Origin of the sequence: Corallococcus sp. CA054B (assembly GCF_003611625.1) — a bacterium.
Classification (GTDB): domain Bacteria; phylum Myxococcota; class Myxococcia; order Myxococcales; family Myxococcaceae; genus Corallococcus; species Corallococcus coralloides.
On record NZ_RAVY01000272.1, the window covers coordinates 1 to 10,033 of the forward strand.

Here is a 10,033-nt window from a genome sequence, read left to right on the forward strand (position 1 = left end):
GGTTCTAGGCGCGCGCGGCCGTTGCAATCACAGGCATCTCCACAGGCATCGCGGGCAGGGGAAGGGACGGAAGGCAGACCGATGGACGCGGACACGAAGCGGGCACCCCCCGTCATCCAGCTCAACAAAGTGGCGAAGGTGTACAAGTCCGGCGACGTGGAGGTGCGGGCCCTGCGCGGCGTGGACTTCACGGTGGAGCCGGGGGAGTTCGTCTCCATCATGGGCTCCTCCGGTTCGGGCAAGTCCACGCTGATGAACATCCTGGGCTGCCTGGACCGGCCCACCTCCGGTGAGTACCTGCTCAACGGCCGCGAGGTGGCCCGCCTGGACCGCGACGGCCTGGCGCGCGTGCGCAACCGCACCCTGGGCTTCGTCTTCCAGAGCTTCAACCTGCTGGCGCGCACCACCGCGCTGGAGAACGTGGAGCTGCCCATGCTCTACGCGGGCGTGCCCGCCAAGGAGCGCCGCGTGCGCGCCAAGGAGGCGCTGGAGCGCGTGGGGCTGGGGGCCCGGCTGGACCACCACCCGAAGCAGCTCTCCGGCGGTCAGCAGCAGCGCGTGGCCATCGCGCGCGCGCTGGTGGGGCGGCCTCGCGTCATCCTCGCGGACGAGCCCACGGGCAACCTGGACTCGCGCACCACGGTGGAGGTGATGGCGCTGTTCCAGCAGTTGCAGAAGGAAGGCATGACGCTGGTGCTGGTGACGCACGAGCCGGACGTGGCCGAGTACACCCAGCGCATCGTGGTGGTGAAGGACGGGCGCATCGTGAACGACAGACGCCAGACGCCGAACCCGGCGGTGGTGCCCGCCGAGGAGGTGGGGACATGAACATCCTGGAGACGCTCGTCCTGGCGCTGCGGGCGCTGCTGCGCTCGAAGACGCGCTCGGTGCTCACCGCGCTGGGCATCATCATCGGCGTGGGCGCGGTCATCGCCATGGTCGCCATTGGCGACGGCGCGAAGGCCAGCGTGCAGAAGGTCTTCGACTCCATGGGCACCAACCTGCTCATCATCCTGCCGGGCTCGTCCAAGTCCGGTGGCGCGAGAGGCGGCTTCGGCAGCCAGCCCACCATCACCTGGGACGACCTGGAGGCCGTGCGCACGCAGGTGTCCACCGTGCGCGGCGCGGCGCCGGAGATGCGCTCCAACGCGCAGGTGTTCAGCGAGGACCAGAACTGGAACACCAGCATCATCGGCACCACGACGGACTACTTCACCGTGCGCAGCTGGACCATCGCGAAGGGCGCGCACTTCACGGACGCGGACAACGAGGCGGGCGCGAAGGTGGCGGTGCTGGGCCAGACGGTGGTGGACAACCTCTACGGCAAGGGCTTCAACCCCGTGGGGCAGGTCATCCGCATCAACAAGACGCCCTTCACCGTGATGGGGGTGACGGCGCCCAAGGGCCAGTCGCCCGTGGGCCAGGACTTCGACAACACGGTGTTCGTGCCGGCCACCACGTTCAAGCGGCAGGTGCAGGCGCAGAGCCTGGGCGCGTACATCACCGGCGCGGTGTTCGTGCAGGCCGCCAGCGCGGACCTCACGGCCAAGGCGCAGGTGGACGTGACGAACCTGCTGCGCGAGCGTCACCGGCTGGGCGAGGACGACGCCAACGACTTCGACGTGCGCAACCTGGCGGAGGTGGCCAGCGGCCAGCAGCAGAGCACGGAGACGTTGAGCCTGCTGCTCGCGGCCATCGCGGCGGTGTCGCTGGTGGTGGGCGGCATCGGCATCATGAACATCATGCTGGTGAGCGTCACCGAGCGGACGCGCGAGATTGGCGTGCGCGTGGCGGTGGGCGCCAGGCCGCGAGACATCCTGGCGCAGTTCCTCATCGAGGCGCTGACGCTGGCGGTGCTGGGCGGCATCATCGGCGCGGCCGTGGGCCTGGGCGTGGCGAAGCTGCTCGCCGCGCAGTTCGGCTGGCCCATGCTGGTCCGTCCTGACGTCGCGCTGCTGGCCATCGGGTTCAGCGGCCTGGTGGGGGTCGTCTTCGGGCTGTATCCGGCGCGCAAGGCGAGCCTCTTGGATCCCATTGATGCACTGAGGTACGAGTGATGCGGTCGCTTCCGTTGACGCTTTCGTTGTGCGTCCTGCCCGTGGTCGCGGGGGCCCAGGCTCCGGCGAAGCCCGTGACGCCTCCGGCCGTGCAGCAGTCCCTGACGATGTCCGCCGCCGAGGGGCGCGTCATCACCCTGGCGGACGCGGAGGCCGCGGCGCGCCAGTACCAGCCGTCGCTGCGCTCCGCGCAGGCGAGCACCGACGCGGCGTACGCCCGGGTGGATCAGTCCTTCTCCAGCTTCCTGCCGCAGGTGAGCGCCAACGCTGGCTACACGCTGGGCACCAGCAACCGGGCCGTCATCCAGAACGTGCCGGGCAGCGACACCGGCGTGGTGTCCAACTCCACGCGGCGCTTCAGCGGCAGCATCGCCGCCAACCAGCTCATCTACGACTTCGGCAAGACGTCGGGCCGCTACAACGCGTCGAAGGAGAATGCGGGCGCGCAGGAGAACTCGCAGGAGCAGGTGCTCCAGGATGCGCTGCGCAATGTGCGCACGGCGTACTTCAACGTCCTCACGCAGAAGGCCCTGCTGGGCGTGGCGCGCGAGACGCTCCAGAGCGAGGAGGCCCGGCTCAACCAGGTGAACGCGTCCGTGCAGGTGGGCTCGCGGCCGGAGATTGATTTGCTCCAGCAGCGCACCGCGAAGGCCAACGCGCAGGTGGCGCTCATCCGCGCGCAGAACGCGTACGCCACCGCGAAGGCGCAGCTCAACCAGACCATGGGCGTGGAGACGGCCACCGACTACACCGTGCAGGACGTGACGGTGGCGGCCATCGCGGGCGAGGACGAGGTGCTGGACGCGCTGGTGAAGCGCGCGCTGGAGGCCCGTCCCGACGTCGCCGCGCGCGAGCGGCAGATTCTGGCGCAGGAGTCCCAGGTGAAGGTGACCAAGGCCGGCCACCTGCCCTCCTTGAGCGCCACGGGCAACCTGTCCGACGTGGGGGCGAACCCGTTCAACGGCGCCACGCTGAGCGCGCAGGGCGGCATCCAGCTGAGCTGGGCGCTGTTCCAGGGCGGGCTCGTCAACGCGCAGACGCGCGAGGCCAACGCCAACCTGCGCGACCTCCAGGCGCAGAAGGACGCGCTCCGGCAGCAGGTGCGGCTGCAGGTGGAGCAGGCCCGGCTCAACGTGGTGGCCACGCGCGAGGCGCTCACCGCCGCGGACGAGGCCCAGGTGAACGCGCGCGAGCGGCTGCGGCTGGCCGAAGGGCGCTACCGCGCGGGCGTGGGCAACATCATCGAGGTGAGCGACGCGCAGGTGGCCTTCACCAACGCCGCCGCCCAGCAGGTGCAGGCGACGTACGACCTGGCCACCTCCCGCGCGGAGCTGGCGCGCGCGCTGGGCACGGTGGAGTTGACCACCCTGGCCTCGGGGTAGTGGCGCGGTGTATCTGGACGGCTCTGAAAACATGAGCCAACCCTGAAGGGTGGCAGTGGCGGCAGGACGCTTGAACACCGTAGGAAACGGCGGGTCCAACGTCATGGGTTACCTCCGGTCAAGCCCGTAAACACGCGGTGATGCACCTGCCGGAGGCTGTTTCCAGAGGGCGCTCCGTCTCAAAAGAGCCATGGGTGTCGGGGTTGCCCGGACTCCGAAAGTCCACCTCCCGCGCAGCGACCCTATGGGTGAACAATGGGAGGCTGACCCGGCAAGTTCTGTCTGTCTGCCTCTATACGTCCTATGCCGTCGGCCAAACGTTTCGGGTCGGCAAGCAAAGGCATGGACAAGAAACTCGCAACCACCATCGGCGCATCGGCACGGGTCGCCCGGGGCCGCATGGAGCTTACGCAGGCCGACGTGGCCGAGCGAATCGACGTGGCCACGGAAGTGTACGGCCGCTTGGAACGCGGCGGCATGCTCCCCAGCGTCCAGACCCTGCTGAAGCTGTGCCACGAGCTGCACGTCTCCGCGGACGAGCTGCTGGGACTCGCGGCGCAGGGCGCTCCGCCGTCGCGCACCAGCGAGGCCCCGCCGCCCACGCCGGAGCGTCCGGAAGTGCGCCGGCTGTTGCGCAGCGTGCGTCAGCTGGACCCCGCCCAGGTGAAGCTGCTGGGCCTGGTGGCCAACGCGCTGACGCGGCGGTAGCCACCCCCCACTCCCTCTTTCAGAGGTTCGACAGGACCCGGTCCAGGTCCGCGGGCCGCACCGGCTTGGTGAGGTGCACGTCGAACCCGGCCTTCAGGGCCTGCTGGTAGGCCTCCGGGTCGCCGTAGCCGCTGAGCGCCACCAGCCGCAGCCCCTGTCCCACGCGCGCGCGCAGCGTCCGGGCCACCTGGTAGCCGTCCAGCCCCGGCAGACCAATGTCCACCAGCGCCAGGTCCGGCGCGTGCTCCAGGGCCAACGCCACGCCCTGCAAGCCGTCCTGGGCCACCGCCACCTGGTGACCCCACAGCTCCAGCAGGTCGCGCATGGACTGGCGCGCGTCCGAGTTGTCCTCCACCAGGAGGATGCGCCGCGCGCGCCGCGCGTCCACGAGGTTCGCCCCGGTCGTCCGGGGGACGCGGTCTTCGGGGAGCAGCGGCAGCCGCACCAGGAACTCGCTGCCCTGGCCCGGGCCGCCGCTGGTGGCCTCCACGGTGCCGCCGTGCATCCGCACCAGCGTGCGCACCAGGGTGAGGCCAATGCCCAGGCCCCCGCGCGAGCGCTCCAGGGACGTGTCCGCCTGGGCGAACAGCTCGAACATGGCGGGCAGCTTCTCCGGCGAGATGCCGATGCCGGTGTCCTTCACCCGCAGCACCGCCTGCGCGGTGCCGTCCACGCCCTCCTGGAACAGCTCCACGGTGACGCTGCCTTCGTCCGTGTACTTGGCCGCGTTGTCCACCAGGTTGGTGAAGACCTGCTCCAGGCGCGTGGCGTCGCCCTCCAGCCACAGCGGCGCGCGGGGCAGGTGGACCTCCAGCTTCAAGCCACGGGACTCCACGCGGGGGCGCAGGATGGAGAGCACCTGCTGGAAGGTGGCCGTCAGGCTCACCGGCTCCTTGCGCAGCTCCACCTTGCCCCGGGTGATGCGGCTGACGTCCAGCAGGTCATCCACCAGCCGCGCCAGGTGGTGCGTCTGGCGCTGGATGATGCCGTGCATCCGCGCTTCCTTGGTGTCCGAGGGCGCCTTGCGCTCCAGGATGCCAATGGCTGTCATGATGGCGGCCAGCGGGTTTCTCAGCTCGTGGGCCAGCATGGCCAGGAACTCGTCCTTGCGCCGGTCCATCTCGATGAGCTGATCCGTGTGCAGCCGGGCCTGCTGCTCCGCGTGGCGCAGGCGCAACAGCGAGCGCACCGTGGCGATGAGCTCCGAGGGCTCATAGGGCTGGGTGAGGTACGCGTCCGCGCCGCCCTCCAGGCCCTGCACCTTCTTGTCCGGCGTGACGAACGTCGCGGACGTGTGCATCACCGCGATGCCGGCCGTGGCGGCGTTGGACCTCAGCCGCGCGCAGACCTCATAGCCGCTGATGTCCGGCAGCTTCACGTCCAGGACGATGACGTCCGGGCGGTGCTGCTCCGCCATGAGGAGCGCCGCCATGCCGGTGGCCGCCTCCAGCACGTGGTAGCCGGACATCTCCAGGATGCGGTTGACCAGGTAGCGGTTGGCCTCGTCGTCGTTGACGTTGAGGACCGTTGCTAGACGCGCCTCTTCACCCACGGGGGTTCACCTCGCGCAGGTCCCGGTTCCCCAGCCCCGCCTTGGACAGCGCGTCGCGGATGCGGGTGATGGCCACTTCGCGGCTGAGCGTGTGCTTGGCCAGGATGGCGGACGTCTCGCGCGCCAGCCGCTGACGCTCCGGCTCCTGCAGCTGGTGGGAGGTGTGCAGGATGATGGGGATGTCGCGCGTGCGCGGATCCGCCTTCAGCTCGTCCAGCACGTCGAAGGCGGTGATGTCCGGCAGCACGAAGTCCAGGAAGATGAGGTGGGGGGCGTGCTCGCGCGCGATGCGGACGCCTTCGCGGCCACTGGCCGCCTCCAGCAGGTGGAAGGACGTGTCCTTGAGCAGCTGCTTGAGCAGGTAGCGGTGCACGTCGTCGTCGTCGACGATGAGCACCCGCTCCATCGGCCCGATGCGCGCCATCGCCGTCAGCTTCTTCTGCAGGCGCACCTCGTCCACGGGCTTGAGCCAGAACTCGTCCGCGCCCAGGGCGCGCGCCTTCTGCTCGCGGTCCGTCACGGTGACGACGAGGACCGGGATGTCGCGCGTCTGCTCGCCGTTCTTCATCTCCGCGAGGAAGCTCCAGCTCGTCTCGCCCTCCAGCATCACGTCCAGCACCATGGCCGCGGGGCGCACGCGCTGCATGACCTTGCGCGCCTCCTCCACGCTGCGCACGGGCAGCACCTGGAAGCCGGAGCGCGCCAGGTACTTCTCGTAGAGGAAGAGCGTCTGGCGGTCGTCCTCCAGCACCAGCACCGGGGCGCGCGCGGGGTCCAGCGTCTCGCTGCGCTGGGTGAGCCCCGTCATCTCCGACACCTCCGGGTGGACGCGCGGCAGGGTGATGACGAAGGTGGCGCCTTCCCCCAGCCGGCTCTGCACGGTGAGCGTGCCGCCCAGCAGCTCCGTCAGCTTGCGCGCCAGGGGCAGGCCCAGGCCGGTGCCCTTCACGCGCCGCTGCAGGTGGCTGTCCACCTGGATGAACTCCTCGAAGACGCGCTCGTGGTTCTCCGGCGCGATGCCGATGCCCGTGTCCTTCACGGTGAACACCACCGTGTCGCGCGGGCCCCGGGCCGCGGTCACCGTGACGGAGCCGGACTCGGTGAACTTGAGCGCGTTGGAGATGAGGTTGCGCACCACCTGGCTGAGCTTGGCCTCGTCCGTCTCCAGCTCCAGGGGCTCCTGCGGCTCCACGAAGTTGAGCGCCACCGTCGAGTCCGGCGGCAGCAGGGGCCGCGTCATGCCGCGCAGCGCGCTGATGAGGTCGGACGCGACGAAGCGGCTGTGGCGCAGCGTCGTCTTGCCGGACTCCACCTTGGACAGGTCCAGGAGGTCGTTGACCAGCTCGAAGAGGGCTTCCGCGGAGCCGCGGATGAACTGCACCTGCTTCTCCTGCTCCGGCGCGAGGCCGCCGTTGAGCGGGTTGAGCAGCACCTTGGACAGCCCGAGGATGGAGTGCAGCGGCGTGCGGAACTCGTGGCTCACGTTGGCCACCACGCGGCTCTTGATTTCGGACGCGCGCTGGAGGCTCTCCGCCTTCTCGTCCAGGGCGGCGTGCAGGCTGCGCACGCCCCGGTTGGACTCCTCCAGCTCGCGGTTGAGGCGGGCCAGCTCCTCCGCGCGGCGCTTGAGCTCGTGCTGCTGGCGCTCCGTCTCGCGGTGGAGCGCGGACAGCTCTCCCAGCGTGGAGCTCACCTGGGTGAGCGCGGCGCCGTAGTCCTCCGGCACCAGGCTGCCCACCAGCGCGATGCCGCCCTCGTGCGGCCGGGCGCGGAAGGCGAACGTCGCGGGCTTGTGGTTGTTCTGGAGGATGAGCTCCCAGCCGTCCACGGCCTCTTCGCGCGCCTGCACGAGCAGCTTCTCCACCTTGCTCTCGCTGCCGTGGCTGGCCAGGTCCTTCAGCGCCTGGCCGGGCTTGATGCCCAGGATGCGCGCCGCGCGCTCATCGCGCCAGACGACCGTCCCTTCCGCATCGCAGGCCAACGCCAGCTCGCGGCTGAGGGATTCGAAGATCCCTGAAGCGCGGTCGTCTTCCTTCATCATGAGTGCGTCTCCTCCCACGAATCGGGCATCCGTGCGAGCAACGTCCGCGCTTCAGGGGGGCCATCCACCAGGGCCGCCTTCAAGGCATCCAGGGTCTGGAGAAGGGTCAAGGGCAACAGTCTCCGTTGAGGCCAGAAGCCCGCGTACCACTGGAGATGGGCATCCCACAGGTCGTCGCGATCCAGGGCGAGCGCATCCGAGAGATAGGACAGCTGGAGCCGCACCTCTTGTTCCAGGCGGGGGCGGCTTCCGGTGGGAAGCGGGCCCTCCGTCCGCCGGACGACCTCGCTGATGATGGCGGCGGCGTCCGACTCCACGGCGTGGGCAGGGCCTTGTTTGTAGTGCAGGGCCTGGCGGGCGGACTGGACGTAGGTGTGGGGCAGGGAGCCCGGGCCGAAGCCCTCCGCCTGGAGCGCGTGGGCGAGCCCGGCGAGGTGCTGATCCAGGTGCAGCGAGCACATGCCGCGCGTGACGAGCAGGGTGCGCAGCCAGCGCGCGTAGTCCTCGAGGATGGCGGGGCGCGATGCGTCCAGCGCCTGCACGAGGTAGCGCACGTGGAAGACGGCGTCCTCGTCACCGAAGCGGCGGGCGCGCTGGATGCCGTAGCGCGCGGCCCAGAACGGGTCTTCGTACAAAGCTTGAACAGAAGCGGAAGCGATGGGGGCGGTCCGCGCTTCCACCTGGAGGCTCACGTGCGACATGACGTCAGACTCCCAGGAGGCGGCAGGCGGAGGCGACCAGCTCGCGGACGCTCTTGCCGAAGAAGGACACGGCCAGTTCCTCTTCGAGGACCGGGCCCCAGTCGAAGGCGAGCCCGCCCACGGCGATGGGCAGGGACGGGGAGACTTCGCGCACCTTACGCACGGCCTCGCGGACCTGGGGCATGTGGAAGGGCATGGAGACGGAGAGGGCCACGAGGTCGGGCGGGGACTCGCGCACCATGCGGGCCAGGTGATCCGCGGGCATGTTGGCGCCGAGGAAGCGCACGTCGAAGCCGGCCATCTCCAGGAAGTCGCTGGCCATGCGCGCGCCCACTTCGTGCAGCTCGCCCTCCACGCACGCCATCATCACGACCTTGCCGTTGGCCGGGTCGCGGGGCAGGTGGCGGTACAGGTGGGCCAGGACGTACTGGGAGATGGCGGTGGCCAGGTGCTCCTGGGCCACGGAGATGACGTTCTCCTGCCAGAGCCGGCCGATTTCGTACTGGGCCGCCTGGATGACCTCCAGGTGGAGCTCCTGGAGGGGCACGCCGCACAGCAGGCCCTCGTCCACGAGCAGGCGCAGGGCCTCCTGGCGGTTTCCGGAGAGCTGCGCGGCCAGATACCGCGCCCGCAGCGTGTCGATGGCAGGGGTCGTTTGGATCACGGGAGCGGGAGGCTGACGGGGCAGGGTAGAGACGTTCCTGCTTCCGTTAAACCCCGGAGCGTTCGCCCGCATTGGTAAGTGAACACTTACCGGTCCCTGTGGATCGAACGCCTGCTTTTCTGCTTGCAGGTCAAGCGAACTCCCCGGTTGGACGTGCGGAAGCCGGGATTTCCCGGCCCGAGGTGGCCCGGGTGGGGGAAACGGGGTAGGCACGCCGCTTTCGTCAAAAGGCCGGTGACAGATTTCCGGGGCACCGGTGTTCCCCTGGTCCAACCGGGAGGCGCGTGCGGTGTCCGTCGATGTGGAGGCCTATTACCGACGCTATGGCCCCCAGGTGCTCCGGCGCTGCCGCTTCCTGCTGCGCGACGAGGAACAGGCCGTGGACGCCATGCATGACGTGTTCGTTCAACTGCTGCGCTACCAGGCCGCGCTGAAGGACGCCGGGCCCTCCAGCCTGCTGCATCAGATCGCCACCCGCGTGTGCCTCAACCGCCTTCGCGGCGCGAAGCGGCGCCCCGAGGACCGCGACGATGAGCTGGTGCTGAAAATCGCCGCTTCCGGCGACACCGAGGCGCGCACCGCCGCCCGGGGCCTGCTGGACCGCCTCTTCGGCCGCGTCCCCGCGTCCAGCCGCGACATCGCCGTGCTCCACCTGGTGGATGGCATGACGCTGGAGGAGACCGCCCGCGAAGTGGGCCTGTCCGTGTCCGGAGTGCGCAAGCGCCTCCGGGCCCTGTCCGCTGTCCTGCAGGAGCTGGAGGCCGCATGACGTCCCCCCACCGCACCCCGGACTGGCTGCTGGAGCGAATCGCCCTGGGGGAGCTGCCCCCGGACGAGCTCGCCGCCGCCCGCGACCGCCTGTCCCGCGAACCCGACGGCCCCGCCCGCCTCGCCGCCCTGGAGGCCGACTCGCGCGCCACCCTGGAGG

At 69.9% G+C, this 10,033-nt stretch carries 9 protein-coding genes and 1 pseudogene; 6 read left to right on the forward strand and 4 right to left on the reverse strand.

Features of this window, described 5'->3' with window-relative positions:
* Positions 1–81 precede the first annotated feature (81 nt).
* The 4 genes from D7V80_RS37855 (at position 82) to D7V80_RS37870 (ending at position 4,147) form a co-directional block, all read left to right on the forward strand.
* A complete protein-coding gene (locus D7V80_RS37855) occupies positions 82–828 on the forward strand; it encodes an ABC transporter ATP-binding protein (protein ID WP_120592693.1) in 747 nt (248 codons plus the stop codon).
* Positions 825–2,057: an ABC transporter permease gene (locus D7V80_RS37860; protein WP_120592694.1), complete on the forward strand. Its 1,233-nt coding sequence runs from the start codon at positions 825–827 to the stop codon at positions 2,055–2,057. Before D7V80_RS37855 ends, D7V80_RS37860 begins: the two co-directional genes overlap by 4 nt.
* A complete protein-coding gene (locus D7V80_RS37865) occupies positions 2,057–3,439 on the forward strand; it encodes a TolC family protein (protein WP_120592695.1) in 1,383 nt (460 codons plus the stop codon). Before D7V80_RS37860 ends, D7V80_RS37865 begins: the two co-directional genes overlap by 1 nt.
* A 342-nt stretch (positions 3,440–3,781) precedes the next feature.
* A complete protein-coding gene (locus D7V80_RS37870; RefSeq protein ID WP_014400592.1) occupies positions 3,782–4,147 on the forward strand; it encodes a helix-turn-helix transcriptional regulator in 366 nt (121 codons plus the stop codon).
* Positions 4,148–4,166: 19 nt separating this feature from the next.
* Here D7V80_RS37870 and D7V80_RS37875 read toward each other — a convergent pair whose 3' ends face one another.
* Genes D7V80_RS37875 through D7V80_RS37890 form a run of 4 tightly spaced genes read right to left on the reverse strand, consistent with a single transcriptional unit; the run spans position 4,167 to position 9,177 of the window.
* Positions 4,167–5,699, reverse strand: a complete 1,533-nt coding sequence (locus D7V80_RS37875) for a response regulator (RefSeq protein ID WP_120592696.1) — start codon at positions 5,697–5,699, stop codon at positions 4,167–4,169.
* Positions 5,692–7,740 carry a hybrid sensor histidine kinase/response regulator gene (locus D7V80_RS37880; RefSeq protein WP_120592697.1) on the reverse strand — a complete coding sequence of 683 codons (2,049 nt, stop codon included), beginning with the start codon at positions 7,738–7,740 and terminating at the stop codon, positions 5,692–5,694. Before D7V80_RS37880 ends, D7V80_RS37875 begins: the two co-directional genes overlap by 8 nt.
* Complete coding sequence (locus D7V80_RS37885) at positions 7,737–8,441, reverse strand: hypothetical protein (protein ID WP_120592698.1); 705 nt, start codon at positions 8,439–8,441, stop codon at positions 7,737–7,739. The genes D7V80_RS37880 and D7V80_RS37885 overlap by 4 nt, the downstream gene beginning before the upstream one ends.
* 4 nt (positions 8,442–8,445) lie before the next feature.
* The gene (locus D7V80_RS37890; protein WP_233586032.1) at positions 8,446–9,177 is read right to left on the reverse strand and encodes a B12-binding domain-containing protein; all 732 of its coding nucleotides are present in this window, start codon (positions 9,175–9,177) and stop codon (positions 8,446–8,448) included.
* Positions 9,178–9,394: 217 nt separating this feature from the next.
* Between D7V80_RS37890 and D7V80_RS37895 the strand changes: the two genes are divergently transcribed.
* Together D7V80_RS37895 and D7V80_RS37900 are read left to right on the forward strand one after the other, a co-directional pair.
* Positions 9,395–9,874 (forward strand): RNA polymerase sigma factor, encoded by a 480-nt coding sequence (locus D7V80_RS37895; RefSeq protein WP_014400585.1) that lies wholly within the window; start codon positions 9,395–9,397, stop codon positions 9,872–9,874.
* A pseudogene (locus D7V80_RS37900) lies at positions 9,871–10,033 on the forward strand (ActD-like protein); the annotation flags it as partial. The gene D7V80_RS37895 and the pseudogene D7V80_RS37900, both read left to right, overlap by 4 nt.